General features: G+C 72.0%; 9 protein-coding genes and 2 riboswitches. Of the genes, 3 read left to right on the forward strand and 6 right to left on the reverse strand.

Annotated features, from left to right (window positions below; translation table 11 throughout):
* Positions 1 to 89: 89 nt before the first annotated feature.
* Genes WH07_RS18360 through WH07_RS18370 form a run of 3 tightly spaced genes read right to left on the reverse strand, consistent with a single transcriptional unit; the run spans position 90 to position 4983 of the window.
* Positions 90 to 1265, reverse strand: a complete 1176-nt coding sequence (locus WH07_RS18360; RefSeq protein WP_046501147.1) for an energy-coupling factor transporter transmembrane component T — start codon at positions 1263 to 1265, stop codon at positions 90 to 92.
* Positions 1262 to 2227: a hypothetical protein gene (locus tag WH07_RS18365; RefSeq protein ID WP_106409612.1), complete on the reverse strand. Its 966-nt coding sequence runs from the start codon at positions 2225 to 2227 to the stop codon at positions 1262 to 1264. Before WH07_RS18365 ends, WH07_RS18360 begins: the two co-directional genes overlap by 4 nt.
* The gene (locus WH07_RS18370; protein ID WP_079023335.1) at positions 2224 to 4983 is read right to left on the reverse strand and encodes a prenyltransferase/squalene oxidase repeat-containing protein; all 2760 of its coding nucleotides are present in this window, start codon (positions 4981 to 4983) and stop codon (positions 2224 to 2226) included. Before WH07_RS18370 ends, WH07_RS18365 begins: the two co-directional genes overlap by 4 nt.
* Positions 4984 to 5109: 126 nt before the next feature.
* Positions 5110 to 5248, reverse strand: a riboswitch (cobalamin riboswitch).
* 96 nt (positions 5249 to 5344) lie between these two features.
* A riboswitch (cobalamin riboswitch) is annotated at positions 5345 to 5417 on the forward strand.
* A 125-nt stretch (positions 5418 to 5542) separates the two neighbouring features.
* Here WH07_RS18370 and WH07_RS18375 point away from each other — a divergent pair.
* Together WH07_RS18375 and WH07_RS18380 are read left to right on the forward strand one after the other, a co-directional pair.
* Positions 5543 to 6952 carry a prenyltransferase/squalene oxidase repeat-containing protein gene (locus tag WH07_RS18375; RefSeq protein WP_046501148.1) on the forward strand — a complete coding sequence of 470 codons (1410 nt, stop codon included), beginning with the start codon at positions 5543 to 5545 and terminating at the stop codon, positions 6950 to 6952.
* Between the two features lie 191 nt (positions 6953 to 7143).
* A complete protein-coding gene (locus tag WH07_RS18380; RefSeq protein WP_046501149.1) occupies positions 7144 to 8082 on the forward strand; it encodes a cobalamin-binding protein in 939 nt (312 codons plus the stop codon).
* Between the two features lie 143 nt (positions 8083 to 8225).
* On the opposite strand, the gene WH07_RS36305 is transcribed toward WH07_RS18380, so the two are convergent.
* Complete coding sequence (locus WH07_RS36305) at positions 8226 to 8999, reverse strand: hypothetical protein (protein WP_052744460.1); 774 nt, start codon at positions 8997 to 8999, stop codon at positions 8226 to 8228.
* A gap of 362 nt (positions 9000 to 9361) precedes the next feature.
* On the opposite strand from WH07_RS36305, the gene WH07_RS18390 reads away from it, so the two are divergent.
* Entirely contained in the window at positions 9362 to 10093 is a 732-nt protein-coding gene (locus tag WH07_RS18390; RefSeq protein ID WP_046501151.1) for a hypothetical protein, read from the forward strand.
* A 66-nt stretch (positions 10094 to 10159) separates the two neighbouring features.
* Here WH07_RS18390 and WH07_RS18395 read toward each other — a convergent pair whose 3' ends face one another.
* Both WH07_RS18395 and WH07_RS18400 read right to left on the reverse strand, forming a co-directional pair.
* Positions 10160 to 10549 (reverse strand): hypothetical protein, encoded by a 390-nt coding sequence (locus WH07_RS18395; RefSeq protein WP_046501152.1) that lies wholly within the window; start codon positions 10547 to 10549, stop codon positions 10160 to 10162.
* A 90-nt stretch (positions 10550 to 10639) separates the two neighbouring features.
* Complete coding sequence (locus tag WH07_RS18400; protein ID WP_232788956.1) at positions 10640 to 18007, reverse strand: hypothetical protein; 7368 nt, start codon at positions 18005 to 18007, stop codon at positions 10640 to 10642.
* Positions 18008 to 18352: the final 345 nt, after the last annotated feature.

Here is an 18352-nt window from a genome sequence, read left to right on the forward strand (position 1 = left end):
GAGTTCACCTTCCTCCACCGTGAGGTCGACATCGCGCAGGGCGGGTCCTGCCGCGTCGTCGTAGTGGACGGTGACCTGGTCGAAGGTGATCACGCTGACTCGGCCTTCCGGACGGGCCGGTGCGGGGCGGGCGGAGGGGCGATGAGCCCGGCCGCTCCGGCGAGGAGGATCGCGGCGGTCGGTACGAGCGGAAGCTCGGGCCAGGTCAGCGGGTAGAAAGTGGGGTTGAGCTGGGCCGGGTCGTACCCGAGGTTGGTGAAGAGCAGGACGGCGGACACCACCCCGCTGCCGACGACCGCCCACTCCGCCGGCCGCCAGGGGTCCGGCCGGTAGGTGGTACGGGTGACACGCCGCCCGCCCAGCCGCAGACCCGCCACACACAGCACGGCTCCCGCCGCCATCGCGGGCAGTCCCAGGAAGGCGGGCGCCGTGGCGTCGAGCAGCCCGTAGGCGCCGGCGCACAGCCCGCACATTCCGAGCAGCATCAGCGCACCGGTGGCCCGGCGGGAGCGGCGGGTGGCGGTGCCCGCCCGGCCGTAGCCGCGGGAGTCCATGGCGGCGGCCAGACGCAGCGAGCGTTCGAGAGCGTCCTCCAGCACGGGGACGGCGATACCGCGCAGCGCCTTCATCCCCTGGGTGCGGCCCGCCCGCAACTTCCGTGCGCGGGCGACGCGTTGGACGCTCTGCACGAGCTGCGGCGCCACGCTGATCGCCACGGTGACCGCGACGCCGAGTTCGTACAGGGCTCCGGGCAGCACGCGCAGCGCACGCTTGGGGTTGGCGAGGGTGTTGGCGGCGCCGATGCAGCAGAGCATGCAGGCCAGGCGCAGCCCGTCGGTCGCCGCCGACAGCAGCGCCTCCAGCGACACCGGCCCGCCGATCTTGATGCCCGCGTACCAGTCGGGTGTGGGGATGCGCGGGAGCGAGAACAGGAAGTGGTCGTGCGGGGTGATGCCGGTGGCGAACACGGCACGGAAGACGACACGGATCGCGACGACCGTGAGGGCCAGGTAGAGGTAGTACTTGAAGCCGCGCGCCCAGGGAGCCTCGGTGCGCCGCGCCGTGACGACATAGCCGAGGACGGCCAGGACCAGGAACAGCAGCAGCGGGTTGTTGGTGCGGCTCACGGCGGTGGCCAGGGAGAGCGCCCACACCCACCAGGCCACCGGGTGCAGCATGCGCGACAGCCGACGGCCGCCCCGGTCCGGCGACGGGCCGGAGGGGGCGGAGGACGCCGCCTCCGTGGTCGTACCGGCCACGGTCATCCGATACGGCGGCGTCGGCGCGCCACGAACACGGCCGCGCCGCCGATCAGTACGACGAGCGAGGCACCGGTGATGACGGGCACCGTCGAGCCGGGGTCGTGCCCGGCCTCGGCGGCGGGGGCGGCGTCGACCACCCGGGTGCCGGGGCTCGGCGCGGCGACGGCCGACGGGCTTTCGGAGGTACTCGCGGACGGGCTTGGCGTGGGCGAGGGCGACGGGCTCGCGCTCTTGGCGGGCCCCGGCGGCTTCCCTGGCGCCGGTTTCTTCGGCGGGGGAGGGGTGGACGTACGTGGGGCCGAAGTCCGGGGCTCCTCGGTGACCGGCCGCTCCGGTGCCGGGCCGGTGCCGACGTCCGGGGGCGGTGCCGGGGCCTTGGCGGTGGAGGCGGGTTTGCCCGAGTCGCCCGTGGGACGGGTGTTGTGGGCGCGCAACTGGTCGGGCGTGACCTGAGGCCGTCCCTCGGTGCCCTCGATGTTCGTGCCACCGAAGATCCACAGGTCCACGCTGCCGGGCTTCGGCTTGTAGAGCATGGCGCCGAGCTGGCTGTAGCTCCAGTCGCTCTCGCCCGGGTCGGCGTGCCAGTAGGACCAGTACGCGGAGGCGGGTGGTGTGAGGACGCAGTCGTCCTCCGCCGGAGTGGGGTACTGCTTGCCGTTCTTGTAGCCGCTGTAGCCGATGCGGCAGATGAATGCCGGCCCGTCGTGCCCGGTGCCGGTGGTACGCCAGCCGCCCTGGTTGAGCAGCTCGTACCCGGTGGTGGGCGTGGTGCCGCAGGAGCGGAGGATCGGCCCGCCCCAGTCGCTGAGGTCGACGGCCAGCACCGCCCCGGAGGTCGTGGTGCAGCGGCCCATCGGCTGGGGGTCGGCCGCGGCGGGGGCGGCTGTCGCGCCGAGGGCGACGGCGGTGAGTCCGAGCGCTGCCGCCGCGCTCGCCACCGGGCGCCCGACACGCGAGGCAATCACCGGACACCTCCGTTCTCCGTGCGCCTGCGGGCGACGACCACCGTGCGCCAGCCCGCGAGAGCCAGCACCAGGGCGAATGCCGCGAGGGCCCCGATCTGTACGCCGGTGGAGGCCAGGGCGCCACCGCCACCGCCTTGGGCACCGGTGGCGGATCCACCGTCGCTGCCGCCGGTGTCGCCCGGCGTGACGATGTCCGGGGCGCTGCTGCTGGGGCTCGGCGTGGGCTGCGGCGAGGTGCTGGCGAGGTCGCGCTCCAGCTCTCCGAAGGAGACGCCGGTCGCGCCGCCCACGGCTTGGGTGGAGGCGCGCAGGTCGGAGCCCCGCTGTCCCTCCTTGGCCACATTGAACCCGCCGTCCGCGTTCTGCTGCGAGGCGAGGAACTTCCGGGCCTTGCCCAGCTCGTCACCGTACGTCTCCGCGTCCAGCGACAGGCCCTGCACGGCCAGGGCCGCCGAGTTGACGGAGTTTCCGGCCGCTCCCGGGAAGCCGCCGTCGGGCAGTTGCTTCGAGGCGATCCACTTCAGGGCCTTGTCCACGGCCGCGTCCGCCTTCTCACCGCCCGCCAGGTCGAGAGCCATCGCGGCGATGGCGGTGGAGTCCACGTCGGAGTCGCCGGTGGACGGGATCAGGCTCGGCCAGGCGCCGTTGTCGCCCTGGAGGCTCTCCAGGTACGCGATCGGCTGCTCGGCCGCGGCCTTCTCGTCCGCGCGCAACTGCGCCATGACCGCCAGGGACTGGGCGAACACGGACGGGGCATAGGTGTAGGCGCCCTTGGCGGCACACGAGCGGTCCGGTGCGGTGCTCGGTTCCGTGCATACGGCCTTGCCGAGCGCCTCGACGAGATCGTGACCGGCGAAGTCGCGCGGGTCGCGGCCGACCGCCTCGGCCAGCAGCGCCGTCTTGCCGAGGGAGCCGCCTGCCGCGTACTCGGTGCCGATACCCGTCCAGTCGTTGACCGTACGGCCCTCGCCGTCCTTGCCGCTGTGGTCGAGGAAGTCGACGATGCCGCGCAGTCTGGCGTTGTCCAGGCCGGTGGCGGCGAGCGCGTAGGCGCCGTCGATGGTGAGACCGAAGTCGGCGCGGGACGTGCCGGGGCCGGCGGTGTAGTACTGACCCTGCTTGAGGTTGGCGGCGCTGGTCAGATACGCGACGCCCTTCCGCAGATCGGGGCCGTCGCCCGGGGCCGGGGTGCTCGGTCCGCCGGTGGGCGTGGCCGGCGGCTCGGTGGGTCCGGTCGTGTCGGTCGTCAGCGTGACCAGGCTGGTGCCGACGCCCGCGAGGACGGCGGCCGGTGTCGGGTGGACGGCCGGGTCGGTGGCGCCTTCCTCGAAGCCGAAGCCGCCGCCGTCGAGTTGCTGCCGCGACAGCCAGGCGACGGCCGCGTCGGCGCGGCCGGTGTCGCCGAGGGCGCGCAGCGCCTGCGCGGCATACGCGGTGGCGTACACGCTTCCGCTGGGGGCGCCGGTGTAGCCGGGGAAGGCGCCGTCCGCGCGCTGTGTCTCGCCGAGGTACGTACGGGCCTTGGCCACCGCGTCGTCATGGCCGCCCGCCTTGTGCAGCACCAGGGCGGCGAGTCCGGTGGTGGCCGGGTCGCCGTCGCAGTACTCGCCGGGCCGGATCAGGATGCTGGTGATCCCGCCGTTCGCGCACTGGACCTGGGTGAGCCGGTCCACCGCGGCGGCCGGGGGCGTGGTCCCGGCGCGGAGCAGGGCCAGTACGGACAGGGCCTGGCCGTCGGTGTACGTCGCGTTGCGGAAGTCGCCCTTGGCGGTGCAGCCGGGGGTGGGCTCGCCCGACTCGGGGCCGGCCGCGCACACGTTCCCCGCCAGGTCGCCGACGAGGTCGTGGCCGCCGACGGCGTGCGGATCGGCGCCGGTGATCTCGGCGAGGAGGGCGAGGCGGGCGGCGTCGGTGGCGTCGGGGGCCTGGTCGGTGCCGTTCGGGTAGGCGTAGCCGTCGGTATGGGCGGTCAGGAAGGCGGTGACCTTGTCGAGGGCGGCGCTCTTGCCGTCAGCGGCGGCGAGGGCGTAGGCCGCCTCGGTGGTCAGGAGGTAGTCGGGGGTGTCGCTGCCGTCGTCGACGATCCGTTCGCCGTCGGTGAGACGGCCCTTGAGCCAGGCCGCGGCGGCGGCCACGTCGACATCACCCGGCGCGCCGGTGGGCGTACCGCCCGGGTCGGGGGTGCCGCCACCGCCGCCCGCGCGTACGTCGTCGGGGCTGAAGCCGGGCTTGCCGGTGGTGCCGCCGACGTCCGTGCCGCCGTAGACCCAGGCGTCCACGTCGCCGTCCTCAAGCCTGCGGTCCATGGCGCCGTACTGGCTGTACGTCCAGTCGTCCTGGCCGGGTGACGCGACCCAGTAGGACCAGTAGGCGGTGGCGGGCGGGGTGAGGACGCAGGCGTCCCGGTCGGGCGTCGGGTACTGCGTACCGGAGTTGACGGAGCCGTGGCCGATGCGGCAGATGAAGGCGGGGCCGTCGTGCTCGGTGCCCGCGGTGCTGAAGCCGGCGTCGTGGAGCAGGTCGTAACCCGTCGTCGGGGTGGCGTCGCAGCCCCGTACGACCTCGCCGCCGAACGGTCCGAAGTCGACCGCGACGACGGCCCCCTCGGTCGCGGTGCAGTCACCGATCGGGTCCGCGGCGGCGGAAGTTGTCGTGAGGAACGTCACGCATGCCAGGAACAGGGCGAGCAGTACCGACGCGAGCGCCACCAGGCGCCCGGGTCTCGCCCCCGTTCGCCCTTCCATCAGCCCATGCATCCCCACAGCGGCTCCCTCGTCGCCTGACCGGCGCGGACGGGCACGTGGCAGCGGGCCCCCGTCGCGAGCGGAAGGGCCCTGCGTACGGAAGCCGGTCGCACCACGCCGTAGTCCGCGACGGCGTCTGTTGCTGGTGAACACGCTCCAGGCATTCCGGCTCGCCCGGCGGTGCCGGGCCTACGGTTGCGGGTCAGCGCCGGAGTCGGACCGGCTTCCCCTGGAACTCTTGCGTATCAGCCGGATTGGAACACGGCCCCTCGGAGAGCGTCAAGAAGGGGCACGGGGCGGGCTCCGCCGGCGTCCGACGCGGACCCTGGCGGGCCGGCCGCACCCTCGGGTACCGTCCCGGACTGCCGAGTGGGGGAACCCGGTGGGAGTCCGGGGCTGACGCGCAGCGGTGTGGGACGGCGGAAGCCGCCCCGAGCCCGAATGCCCAAGCGGTGCAACACCCTTGGAAGCCGGTCCACGCGTCTCGGACGGCGGCCGCCCGCCGCTCCCACCGCTCACCGCGAGGGCCGCGCAGGGGCCGGGCCGGCGTCCCTCACCTCAGGAGCAGGCCATGCACCGTAAGCTGTCCCTCCGTCCCGCCCTCACCGTGGCCGCCGCCCTCGGCGCCTTCACGATGACCACGCTGCCCGCGGCGGCGACCTCCACCCCGGCACAGATCGCCACGTCGAAGACGAACGGCGTCGGCTATCTCAAGACCCTCCAGGCGGCGGACGGTTCGTACGCCGGGACGGGGCTGTCCAACGAGTGGGCGTTCAGCGCGTTTGCGTCGGCCGGCACCGCCGCCGTGGACGTCACACCCGGCGGCGACGCCAGCAAGAACGCGAGAACGGTCTACCGCGCCCTGCTCGCCACCAGCGGCTGGCCGTCCACCTCGCCCGTCGTCACGGACTACGAACGCGCCACGCTCAACGCCTACGCGGCGGGCATCGACCCCGCGCGCGTCTCCGCCTCCCGCAATCTGATCGCGGACATCTACGGCTACTGGCAGACGACCGAGCCCGGTTACTTCGGCCCGTCGGCTAACTTCAACGGCACCGTCTTCGCCGCGCTCGCCCTGAACGGCGCCAGGACCCAGTCCGGCCAGGTCCGTATCCCCCAGTCGCTGCGGGACGCGATGGTCACCCGTATCCGGGCCAACCAGCACAACGACGGCGGCTGGAACTTCAGCAAGGCCGAGGGCAACCCGGGCCAGCTCGGGGCGACCAGTGACATCGACATGACCGGCGCGGCGATGGCGGCGCTGTGCGTCTCCGGCGTACCGAACACGGACACCGACATCGTCCAGGCCAAGGCGTTCCTCAAGAGCAAACTTGTCGCGAACAGCGGCGCGTTCAACGCCATGTTCGGCGTCAACACCGACTCCAACGGCTGGGCCGTGTCCGGTCTGAACGCGTGCGGCATCAACCCGCAGACCGGCGACTTCCTGACCTCCATGGGCAAGACGCCCGTCGACTTCCTGATCGCGCAGCAGTTCAGCCCGGGCGGCGGCTTCAAGTACCTGCCCAGCGACACCGTCCCCTCGGCGTACGCCTCGATCGACGGCCTGCGCGCGGTCGCCGGCGGAGGCTTCACCGCGGCCCCGCCCGTCCCCGTCACCCCGGGCGCCCCGCAGTGGGTGAGCCAGTCGTCCCTCACCTCCGGTACGGCGACGAAACTGGCGCTGACCGTGGACGACGGGGCCGGCAACCTCAAGGTGTGCGCCGTCGCCCTCACCCCGACCGGCTCCACGACCACGCTCGGCGCGGTGCTCGACGCGGCCACCAGCGCCGCCACCCCCTCGGGCTGCGTCACGAGCGTGACGCCGTCCTCCGGAACGGGGACCGTCACCGCCCTCAACGGCAAGGCCAACAGCGGCTCCAACACCTGGAAGGCCAGCGTCGACGGCTCCGCCTTCGCGACCGCCGCCCGCGCCCAGACCATAGGCGTCGGCGACACGATCGCCCTGCGCTGGGGCGCCTGACGCCGGTGCCGGTCCTGGGGCCCGCTCCGCCGCGGGCCCCAGGACCGCCCGGCACATGGCATCGTCCGCCTCCGAGGCGGAGGACCAGACGCTTTCCATGGGCGTCTTCGGCCGATTCCGACGACGCGGCGAGCGTATGTGCCACGTCGCGAGCCGGACGGTATGGGGCAGACACACCCTAGAGTCGCCGCATGCGCATCGTCTCCCTGCTCCCCGCCGCGACGGATATCGTCGCCGAACTCGGACTGTCCGCAGACCTGGTCGGCCGCACGCACGAATGCGACTGGCCACCGCGGGAGGTGGCGTCCGTGCCTGTGGTGACCGGTGCCGATCTCGACCAGGACATCCTCAGCAGCCGGGAGATCTCGGATGCGGTCGGCGGATCGGCACACTCGGGGTCGTCGCTGTACACCCTCGACACGGATGCTCTGGCGGCCTTGCGGCCCGACGTGGTGCTCACCCAGGACCTGTGCGATGTGTGCGCGGTCTCGTACGAGAAGGTCAGCGGAGCCGTACGGTTGCTCGACGCGGACACGCGCGTCCTGAGCCTGGAGCCGCGCACGCTCGACGACGTACTGGACTGCCTGGTCACGGTCGGCGAGCTGCTCGGCGTACGGGAGCGTGCCGAGCGGCGATGCGCCGAACTGCGGGCCCGTCTCGGCCAGGTCCGCGATTCGGTGGCGGGCCGGGTCCGGCCGCGGGTCGTGGCCGTCGAATGGCTCGACCCGTTGTGGCCCGCCGGACACTGGGTGCCCGAACAGATCGCCACTGCCGGCGGCGAACCGCTCCTCGCCTCGCCCGGTGAGCACACCAAGCCGATGACCTGGGAAACGGTCCGCGCGGCCCGGCCGGACGTGATGCTGGTCCTGCCCTGTGGCTTCCCGCCCGAGCGGACCCTTCGCGAGACGGAGTCGCTCACCCGCCTGCCCGGCTGGGCGGAGCTTCCCGCGGTGCGGGCCGGGCGCGTCCATGTCCTGGACGGCCCGGCCTACTTCAACCGTCCCGGCCCCCGCGTGGTGCGCGGGGCGGAGGTCCTGGCCCATGTGCTGCACGGCGTACGGACCGGAGAGCCGGTGACGGAAGCCGAAGCGCGTGCCTTTCCCGGCATGCCCGGCGTCCCCGGCCGGTAGGAGCCACGGCACTGGTCGGAACGCCGTCCGGGTGGTGGCGTGGTCCGTGGTGTCTCAACGACGGCCGGGCCGGGGGCCCGGCGGCCCGATGACCGTCCGCCGCGGTGACGGTCGCGGCGGACAGTCACTTCACCGGTCCGGGCTCACTTGACATCGACGAAGTCGGCCGAGCCGACCGTGGCCACGGTGAGGCTCGTGCCCGCGAAGTTGTAGCGGTACGTGCCGTCCGCCGTCGCCTTCACGGTGGCCGAGACCCAGCCGTTGCGGTCGGTGTTGATCTTCTTCAGTGTGACGAAGGGGCCGCTCGTGCCCTTGCGGTACTGGAGCACGACCTGGTGCCCGATGAGGGGCACGTTCTTGCGGTTCTCCCAGCTTGCGACGGTCATCTGGGCCTTGACCGTCAGGTTCTTGCCCTTCTGGACCTGTTGCGGTGTGGCGATGGTCTGGGACATGTAGGTGTTGCGCTTGATACGCGCCAGGTAGGCGCCGTTCCCACGGGTGACGTTGCCGTCGCCGTCGACGGCCACGGGGGTGATGACCCAGACACCGGCGAGGGCGTTGCTGCGGAGGTTGACGCTCGGATCGGCGGTCACGAGCGCCTTGCAGAAGGAGGTGGTGTCGTTGAGCCGTACGCAGTGGCCGGACCCGGCCATGAGACCCTGGACCTTCGCCCCGGCGTCCACGTTCCGCAGCTCGTACGACACGCTCCGGACGCCGGACGGGTCGGTGACCGTCGCGCCGACCGTGAAGGTCCTCTTCAGTGCCGCCTCGACGCCGACGGTGTAGTCGCGGTTGTGGTTGACATCGATGTTCCAGAACTTCGTGCCCGAGTCGTCCTGGGCGGCCCCGACGGCCGGTGCGGCGAGAGCGGTTACGGCAAGGACGGCGCTGATGGCGGCGGTGGCGCGTCTGCGCATGCTGTTGTTTCCTCACGCTCGATGAAACCGATTGATCACTTCATCCGCGTCAGACAAGAGGGACGCCCGGAAGGTTGTGCACGCGCGCGGACCCGGCACCGGGTGATCCCACCGCAGGCCGAACTGCCCGGCGGGACACGAGAGTTCACCGAAAGTGAACCTCACAGCGACGCTGTTTCCGAGCCGGAGCCGGGACGGCCTGGGAGGAGAGGGCGCGGGGCGGCGTGCGGAGGGAGCTCGTGAAACTGGCGGAAATGTCCGGCACGGGCTGAGTCGACGTCAAAACGTAATGAGAATTTCTCTCTACCGCCGGTAAGATCATTCTGCTTGTTCTTCGCCAGCGAGAGATGCCAGGAAAGACCATGAAACTGCGCAGGGCCCTCCCGATTGTCGCCGTATTGCCGGCCCTCCTCGCGATATCCGCATGCAGCGGCGAATCGACGGAATCCGACGGTAGGAAGCCGAAGGCGAGCACGAGCGCGAAGAGCGCCGAGGAGGAAGAGGCCGCCAAGGCGAAACGCTTGGGGGCGCTCGACGGAAAGAGTCTTGAAAAGGTCGCCCTCACCGGAAGGGCCGCGGGATTCGACGCCAAGAGGATCGCCAAGGCGGAGGTCGAGGCCGGCCGCGGCATGGAGGCCGACAAGAAGGCGTGTCAGCCCCTCGCCAGCCTGATCGGCGGCTTCACGCACATCCCGGCAGTGAGCACTGTGCACCGCTCCCTGCAGCCGGGCGAGGCGACCAACGCGACCGTCGGGTCCATGTGGCTCGCCTCGCACTCGGAGGAGAACGCCCTCCGGGTGATGAAGGAGCTCCGCACGGCCGTCGCCGAATGTCCCAAGGGTTTCAAGACCCTGGGCCTGACGTACGGCAAGGTCGAGAGCCTTCCCGCGCCGAAGCTGGGCGACGAGGCGGTGGGCTACCGGATCACCGGCGACATCGGCGAGCAGAAGGTGCCCATGACGTACACGGTGGTCCGTGAAGGCGGGGTCATCGCCGCCTTCTACGGCGTGAACATGCTGGACGCGAAGAAGGCCACGATCCCGGAGCCGGTCATCAAGGCCCAGCTGGAGCGGATCGCGGGCACGGCGGACTGACGCCGCCCAGCACGCATGAGAAGGGGGCCTCCGGCACGGGGAGGCCCCCTTCTCGTCGCGACCCGGTCAGGAGCCGCTGATGAAGCCCTCCAGGGCCGGCCCCGTCATCTGGACGACGACGGCGCTTTCCTGTGCCGTCTCGGGCAGGTGGGCCCGGTCCCCCTCCTCACGGAGGATCACCGGCCGGTCCATCGGGAGCACGCTCGCCCCGAGCCGGTCCACCAACTCGGCCAGGACGTCGAAGAACTGGCCGGGCGGGAAGCGGTTGACGCCGACGGAGACCTCGTTGACGTCCACGTTGACCTCGTAGCCGTCGGCGGTCCGCATCAGCACGCCGTTCATGAGGTCCTCGTCGGCTTCGACGATGTAGGGCCCCAGGACTTCCCGTACGAGCTCCATGCCGAGGGGCTCGGGTTCACCGTTCCGATAGCGGAGCACGAACAGCATGCGACTCATTGTTGGATCCTCACCGAAGCCTTTCTGAAACGATCGGGGTGAGGCCTTCCCGAGAAAGCGGATTTCCCGAGGAAGGCCCCTCCGACGATGCTACGGCATGTATATGACGTCGATCTTTCCCACGAGTTCAGGAGTGTCCGCGACCATGTGCCGGAATGCGGTTGCCGCCTCGGGAGAGCTCACGTAGTACACGATGGGCGTGAACGTGTCTCCGTTCGCGGCCTTGGCTCCCGCGACCTGGGCCTTGGCCTCGGTCACCGGGGCCGTGACGAAGAACTTGAACTTGCCGGTGGCGGGATCGATGACTCCGCTGTCGCTCCAGAACTTCGCGTCGATCAGCTTACCGTTCTGGTAGCCGTCGACCTTGACATATTCGCCCTTCCGTCCGGCCACCGGGTACTTCATCTTCAGTTTGTAGACGAAGCCTTCCGGCACGCCTCCTGTGACCCGCTGCTGGTAGGCAGCGGCCGCGGCGTCCATGCCCTCGTTCTCCGCGGACCAGAATCCCGGTCCGTTGATGCCACCCACCCAGCAGCCGGGGCCGGTGTTGGTACCGGCGGCCGCGACGCCGAACGACGCGGTTTTGAAGGTCGCCGTGTCGACTGCCTTGCAGCCGTCGTTGAGCTTCCGGACGATACGGCTGACCATGCCCTGCACGGCGGTCTCGGTCAGACCGAGGGACCGCAGCGCCAGCCACGCGTCGGTGAAGCCGATGCCGGTCTTGACGGCGGCGTCCATCGCCGTCACCGCGGCCTTCGCCGACTTGAAGAGCGCGCCGGCGACGAACCAGGAAGCGGCCCAGGCGCAGTCGCCCCAGCTGCCGCCCGAGACGCCCGGCGTGATCAGTTTGGCGCACCCGATGAAGTCGCCGAGCAGGACGTCGATCGGATCGATGCCCGAGTTGAACTCGACCATCGTCAGCGTGTACGAGATGCGCTCGGTCTTCGCGTCCGTCACGTCCGGACCGAGGTAGACCGTGTCCGCCTTCGGGCACCCGCCGGTGGCGACGAGCTCCGGCGACAGACACATGAAGAGGTCGGCGTGGGACCTGTACGTGATGTCCGCCGTGATCGTGCAGTCGCCGACATGGATGATCGGGTTGCAGTTGTCCTTGACGACGTTCTTCGGCTCACCGATGTACTCGATGTGGTCGAGGACCGCCCACACCCCGCCGAGTCCGGTGGTGACACCCTCCGAGATCTGCTGGTTGTTGCCCGCCGTCTCCGTACGGTCCGCGGCGGCCTGGGCCTCCTCCGCCGCTTCCCGCGCTCCGGCGGCGGCGGTCTCCGCCGCCGTCGCGTCGGCCTCCGCCTGGGTGGCGGTGGCACGAGCGGAGGCTGCGTCCTCCTCGGCCTTGGCGGCCGTGGCACGGGCCGAAGCGGCGTCCCTCTCTGCCTCCGTGGCTGCGTTGTCCGCCGCGGACGCGTCCTGCTGGGCGTCGTTCGCCGCCCACCAGGCCGACATCGCGTCGTCGCCCGCCGACTTGGCATAGCCGTCGGCTCGCGTCGCCGAGGCCCGGGCGGCCTGAGCGTCCCCCGCGGCCTGGGTGGCCGAGGCCTGGGCCCGCTGGTACGCCTTGGCGGCACGGGCCGCGTCGGACGCCGCTGCCGCGGACGCCTGCGCCGCGTGCTTCATGTCCGCCGCGGCCTGTTCGGCCAGGGCCTTCGCCTCGGCGGAGAAGCCCTCCGCCTGGCTGGCCGTGGCGGCCGCCGCCGCTGCCTGCTGCTGCGAGATCGTCAGGGACTGCTGCCCCGTCAGCACCGCGAACGCCGCCGAGCTGTCGGCCTCCTGGAACGGACCGCCGAGCGAGATCGCTTCGTTTGCCGACCCGATCACCGCGTTCGCGGAGTCACGCGCCGCGAGCGACGACTGTACGGCCGCGAGTGCCTTGCCGGCGGTGGTCGCCGCCCAGGCCGCGGTCTGCAGCGCCTCACTGCGGGCGCTGGCCGCCTCCTCCTTGGCCGTCTTGGCCGCGGCGGACGCCTTCTCAGACTGCTCCTTGGCACCGTTGGCGTCGGCCGCCGCCGCCTGGGCGGCGTCGATGGCCTCGGCCGCCGCGGCGTGCGCCGCCGCCGCGGAACCGGCCGCCACCAGGTAGGACGCCCAGGTGGCGTCGGCCGCCGCCTTCGCGCGGGACGCCGCACCCTGCGCCTTGGTGGCCGCCTCACGCGCGTTGGTGGCCGCGGCCGTGGCCGCGTTCGCCGCCGCGCGGGCGTTGGTGGCCGCCGTCGTCGCCGTGTCGGCGGTGCTCCGGGCGTCCGTCGCGGCGGACCGGGCCGCCTCGGCGGCGTCCGTGCCGTCCACGGCGGCGGCGTGCGCCTCTGCCGCGTCCGCCTTGGCCTCCAGCGAGTCCCGCCGCTGCTCGGCCTCAAGGGCCTTGTCGCGGGCGGCGACAGCATCGCGTTCTGCCTGCTCGGCGTCGGCCCTGCGGGCCGATGCCGTGGCTCCCGACGCCTCTGCCGAGGCACGGGCGTCACTGGCGATACGGCCCTGTGCGACCGCGTCCGCCTCGTGGGAGGCGGCCTTGTCCCGCTCGCTCTCCGCTGTGGCCCGGTAGGCCGCCGCGTTGGCGCGCTCCAGCTCGGCCACGGCCCGCGTCCGCTGTGCGGCTGCGGCGGCCTGGCGAGCCTGCTCCTCCTCGGCGGCGGCCGTCTCCTTGGCCGTCTTGGCCGTCGCGGCGTTCGCCGCGGCCGAGGCCGCGTAGGCGTCGGCGCTGTCGGCGGCGGCCTTCGCCTGGGCGGCGGCCTCCTGTGCGGCGATGCGGCGGAATTCGGTGTTCACCGCGTGCGCCTCGGTCTGCGCCAGCGCGAGCAGCGCCTCGGACGTCGAGACCGTGGCGTTTGCCGCGTTCAGGGATGTCCCCGTCGCCTTCGCGGCCGCCGTGGCCGCCGCGGCGGAGGCACGGGCGACCTGCACCGACTGCTGGGCGTACATCAGGCCCCGGCCACGCGGCACCTCGGCGGCGTCCGCGATGGTCCAGGCCTGCTGCTGGGCCGCAACCGCGCGCTGGGCGGCGGCGTTGGCCAGGCCGGACTGCTCATCGGCGGCGGCGACCAGTGCCTGGACCTTGCCCCGGGCCTTCGCGAGGTCTGTCTTCGCCTTGTCGAAGAGGGCCTGCTTGGGCTTGAAGATGTGGTCCGGGTCCTGCTCCAGTTCGTCGTGCCAGTACTTCTGCCAGCGCAGGATCTGGTCGGCGAGCCAGGCCTGGCCGATGGCCTCGACCATGTTGTCGGTGGCCTTGCGGGTCGCTGCGGCAGCGTCCGCCTCCGCTTGCAGGATGAGCGTGCGCGGGGCGGCCTGGCCGGCGTACTCCGCCTCCCACTCGGCCGAGGCCTGGGAGACGGCCTCGCTGAGAGCATTGCGCGGGTCGACCGGGTCCGTGTGGTTGCACGAGGCCCACTGCTGCTTGAGGTTCTCGACCTCGACGCGGAACTCGGGCGTGCCCTCGACGAGCTTCTGCGCGGGGAAACCGCCGTAGCGCAGGTACCTGGCGATGTCGGCGGACGTAGTGCCGCCGGCGTAGCGTGTGTTGGCTACGTTGGAGTCCCGCAGCATGATGTCGGCCGCGAAGTCGTGCCAGCTGTCCTCGCCGCGGTTCTGCTCGGTGATCTGGCGGGCCTTGGCGATCGCCTCGGGGCTCGCGTTGGTGTGCGCGTCCCAGCCGATGCGGTCGGCCATCCTGGCCTGCGTGGCGAACGTGTAGGCGTTGATGTCGGAGCCGAACTCCGGTGCGTGCAGCGTGATCCCGTCGTCGAACGAGCTCATCGCGTACGGCCGGTTGGCGTCCTCCAGGAGGGCCTTGCGGGCCGCGAACGTGTCGAGGTACGCGTAACCGGCCTGCCGGTCCTGGTCGCTGGCCTGCCCGAGGGGCATGAAGCCGATCCAGCCGATGTCGCCGACAACGGCGCGCAGATCGTCGTCGCTGCCGGACAGGCCCTGGATGGCGACGGCCTTCGTCTTGGCGCCGCCCGCGTGCACGGCGACTCCCGCGAGGCACCGGTCGCGGCGCGGGGTGCTGCGGACGTCTTGGATGACGGCTGTCAGGTCGTTGAGGCGCCGCACGGCGTTGTCGGCGTCGTCGAAGATCTTGCGGATGCCGGTGGAGACCTGCTCGATCGCCTGGGCGAGCGCGGGGATCCGGCCTACGATCACGGCGGACGAGGGGATGTCGACGAGCGCCCACAGGCAGTCCTCGATGTCGCTCCCGGCCAGGCACTCCTTGAGCTTGGCGGTGTCGAGCTGCTCGAAGAGGATCTGTCCGCCGTTGGCGCCGGCCCACTCGACGATGTTCACGGAAACAGCCGCGAGGCCCTCCCTGTAGTCGTCGACGCAGGTCTGGCCGCACGCGTCGAGCAGGATCTGCTCCTCGCGCTGCCCGAGCACGGGCCAGTTGGAGGCGCCGCCCTTGATGGGCGTGGTGCCCTCGGCGAGCGCGTCCTTGCGCGCGGCCTCGTTCTCGTCGCGCTGCTCCTGTTCGGCCTTCTCCGCAGCCTCTTCGGCGGCGGTGCTGTCCCCCGCCGCGTCGGACGCCTTTGTCTCGGCATCCTTGGCGTCTTGCTCCGCCTGGGACGCCTTGTCCTGCGCGCCCTGGGCGGCCTCGGCGGCCCGTCCGCTCTTCTCGTTCGCCTCGGCGGCGTGCCGCTCGGCGTCGGTGGCCTCGCGGTCGGCCTCGGTGGCGGCGTTGCTCGCCTCGTCCGCGGTGAGGCGGGCGCTGACGGCGTCGTTGCCGGCCTGCGTTGCATAGCCCGCAGCGGTGTCGGAGGCCGTCTTGGCGGCCTTCCGGGCGTTGGAGGCCTCGGCCGCGGACGCCTGGGCCCGGGTCACCGCCTCGACGGCGCGGACCGAATCCGCAGCGGCGCGGGCGGCTGCCTCGGCAGCGAGCTTCGCGTCGCCCTGGGCCTGGGCGGCGGCCTGCTGCGCGGACTCGGCGGCGGCTGCCGCCTCGACGGCCTTGGCCTCGGCGGCGGCGGCCTGCTGTTCGGCGATCGTCTTCGACGACTGGCCGACCAGCACGGCGAAAGCGGCGGCGCTGTCTTTCTCCTGGTACGGAGTGCCGACGACGATGGCCTCGCCTGCGGCGGCGACCGCCTCCTTGGCGCTGTCGCGTGCGGCGAGTGCGGCCTGACCGGCGGCGTAGGCGCGGCCGACCGCGGTCGCGGCCGACGTCACCGCCTCGGCAGCGCCGGTCTCGGCGGCGGCGGCCTCCTGCTCCGCCTTTTTGGCGAGGCCGGTGGCGTTCTCCGACGCCGTGGCGGCGTTGTCCGCACGGGTCGCGGCGTCCTGCGACGCGTCCAGGGCGGTGGCCGCGGCGGCGCGCGCGGCGGAGGCCGCGCCGACGGAGCTGTAGTACGCCGACCACGCGTTGCTCGCGTTGGCCTGGGCGCGCTCGGCGGCGCCCTCCGCGATGGTGGCGGCGGTGCGAGCGGTGACGGCGGCGGCTGTGGCCTGGTCCGCCGCGGTCTGCGCCGCGGTGGCGGCCGTGGCGGCCTGAGTCGCGGCCGTACGGGCTGCCGTCGCGGCGGCCTTGGCCTCGGCGGCGGCGGCCGTGCCCTCGGCGGCGGCGACCGCGGCTTCGAGGGCGGCGGCGCGGGCGGCGGTGGCCTGCTTCGACCGGAGCGCGGCTGTGGCCTGTTCGCGCGCTGTCTGGGCGGCCTTCGCTTTCGCGTCCGCGAGGGTGCGCTTCGCCGTGGCGTCGCTGGTCGCCGTACCGGCGGCCGTGTCGGCGCTCTGGGCGGCGGTCTTCTGGATGCCAGCCCGCTGCTCGGCTTCCTGTGCCTTGGTGCGCTCGGCGGCAGCCTTGGCGCGGGAGGCGACGGCGGTGGCCTGTTCTGTCTGTGCCTTGACGCGCTCGGTGGCGGCGGTGGCGGCGGCGGTCTCGGCCTTGTCGCGCTTCTGCTCGGCCGTAGTACGGGCCGTTTTGGCGGCGTTGGCGCTCGACGCGGCGGCCGTGGCGTTGGCCTCGGCGCTGTCGGCGGCGGCCTTCGCCTGGGAGGCTGCCTCCTCGGCGGCGACGCGACGGAACTCGGTGTTGATCGCGTGCGAATCGGTCTGCGCCTTGGCGAGCAGCGTGTCCGCGTCGGCGATCGTCGCGTTGGCGGCGGAGAGCGCGGTCTCGGTCGCCTTCGCGGCGGCCGCCGCGGCGGCGCTGGAGGCGCGGGCGACCTGGACCGACTGCTGGGCGTACATCAGACCGCGGCCGCGCGGCACATGGGTGGTGTCGGCGACGGCCCAAGCTTCCTGCTGGGCAGTCGCGGCCTTCTGGGCCGCGGCGGCGGCTGAGGCAGCGTACCCCTTGGCCGAGGTGACCAAGGCCGCCACGCGGGAGCGGTAGCGGGCGAGGTCGGCCGCGGCCCGGTCGTACATCGCCTGGTCGGGCTTGTCGAAGATGGTGTCCGGGTTCTGCGCGAGCTCGTCCCGCCAGAACTTCTGCCAGGTCAGGATCTGTTCGGCGAGCCAGGCCTGGCCGATGGCCTCGACCATGTTGTCGGCGGCGGCCCGTGTCCCGGCGTAGGCGTCGGCCTCCGCCTGGATGATCGTGGCCCGCTGGGCCGCCTGTCCTGCGTACTCCAGCTCCCATTCGACCATCGCCGCCATGACCGGCTCGTTGAGCTTGCGCCGCGGGTCGACCGGGTTCTGGGAGTCACACGCGGCCCAGGCCTGCTTCAGGTCCTCGACCTCGACGCGGTACTCGGCGGAGTCCTTGGCGGGCGTTTCGGCCGCGAAGCCGCCGCGCCGCAGGTAGGACGCGATGTCACTGGAGGTCGTACCGCGCGAGTACCGGGTGTTGCCCACCTCGCCGTCCGCCAGCATGCTTGCCGCGGCCACGTCGTGCCAGTCGTCGCCACCGCGCTTCTCCTCGGTGATCGCCTTGGCGCGGGCGACGGCTTCGGGGCTGGCGTTGCTGTGTCCGTCCCAGCCGAGGTGCCAGGCGAGTTCCTTCTGGGTGACGAGAGTGAAGTGGGTGACATCCTCGCCGAACACCGGCGCGTGCCACTCCATGTCGTCGCTTTGCCAGGCCGAGTCGCGGTAGGGCTTGTTGGCGGCGTCGAGGGCGTTCGTGCGGGCCCTGGCCGCGTCGGCGTAGACGCCACCTGCCTCCTCATCGGCGTCGCCGGCCAGGCCGAGGGGGCCGAAGCCGATCCAGCCGATATTCCCGACGACCTCGCGGAGCTGCTGGTCGGTGCCCGTCAGGCCCTCGATGGCCTTGGCCTTCATCTGAGGCCCGCCGACGTGCAGCGCGACCCCTGTCAGACAGCGGTCGAGACGCCGCTTCTCGCCGATGCTGTTGCGGACGTAACCGGTATCTTCCTCGGGCACCGGGTCGGCTGCGGCCGAAGGGGCCTGGATCAGTCCCAGCAGGACGGCGGAGGCGGTCGCGAGCGCCGTGGCGCCGATGGCCCCGGTCAGTGTGGACCGGAGGCGACGCTGGCGTCTGCCGACGCCTCTGAACAATGACATGGTCTGCCTTGCAATCTCTCGATTGTTCGACAACGCCAAATCATGGGCATGACAGCAGGGCTCCCCGACACGGCACGTGTCGGCACGCTCGCCCCCCACGAGTCGGCACTGCCGCTTACTCCGCGACGATGCCACGCGCCGCTTGGGAAGTGAAGATCAAATAAACTTCACTAAGGGTGCACGGAGTCCCAGCGGCGGACAAAGCGAACCACCTCTTGATCATGTTGTTACTCGGCGTACGGAACCACACCCAGGGGCACCCGTCTCGTCTGCCGAGGTTCTCCGCGAACTCCGGACTGACGGGCACGAAGCAGAGGTTGACGCCTGTCACTTTGTCCTCAGCCC

It is taken from the genome of Streptomyces odonnellii, assembly GCF_000981895.1.
Classification (GTDB): domain Bacteria; phylum Actinomycetota; class Actinomycetes; order Streptomycetales; family Streptomycetaceae; genus Streptomyces; species Streptomyces odonnellii.

Coding starts and splice junctions, on each gene's coding strand:
- WH07_RS18360 (WP_046501147.1), bottom strand. CDS start 1,265: ATGACCGTGGCCGGTACGACCACGGAGGCGGCGTCCTCCGCCCCCTCC.
- WH07_RS18370 (WP_079023335.1), bottom strand. CDS start 4,983: ATGCATGGGCTGATGGAAGGGCGAACGGGGGCGAGACCCGGGCGCCTG.
- WH07_RS18375 (WP_046501148.1), top strand. CDS start 5,543: ATGCACCGTAAGCTGTCCCTCCGTCCCGCCCTCACCGTGGCCGCCGCC.
- WH07_RS18380 (WP_046501149.1), top strand. CDS start 7,144: ATGCGCATCGTCTCCCTGCTCCCCGCCGCGACGGATATCGTCGCCGAA.
- WH07_RS36305 (WP_052744460.1), bottom strand. CDS start 8,999: ATGCGCAGACGCGCCACCGCCGCCATCAGCGCCGTCCTTGCCGTAACC.
- WH07_RS18390 (WP_046501151.1), top strand. CDS start 9,362: ATGAAACTGCGCAGGGCCCTCCCGATTGTCGCCGTATTGCCGGCCCTC.
- WH07_RS18395 (WP_046501152.1), bottom strand. CDS start 10,549: ATGAGTCGCATGCTGTTCGTGCTCCGCTATCGGAACGGTGAACCCGAG.
- WH07_RS18400 (WP_232788956.1), bottom strand. CDS start 18,007: ATGTCATTGTTCAGAGGCGTCGGCAGACGCCAGCGTCGCCTCCGGTCC.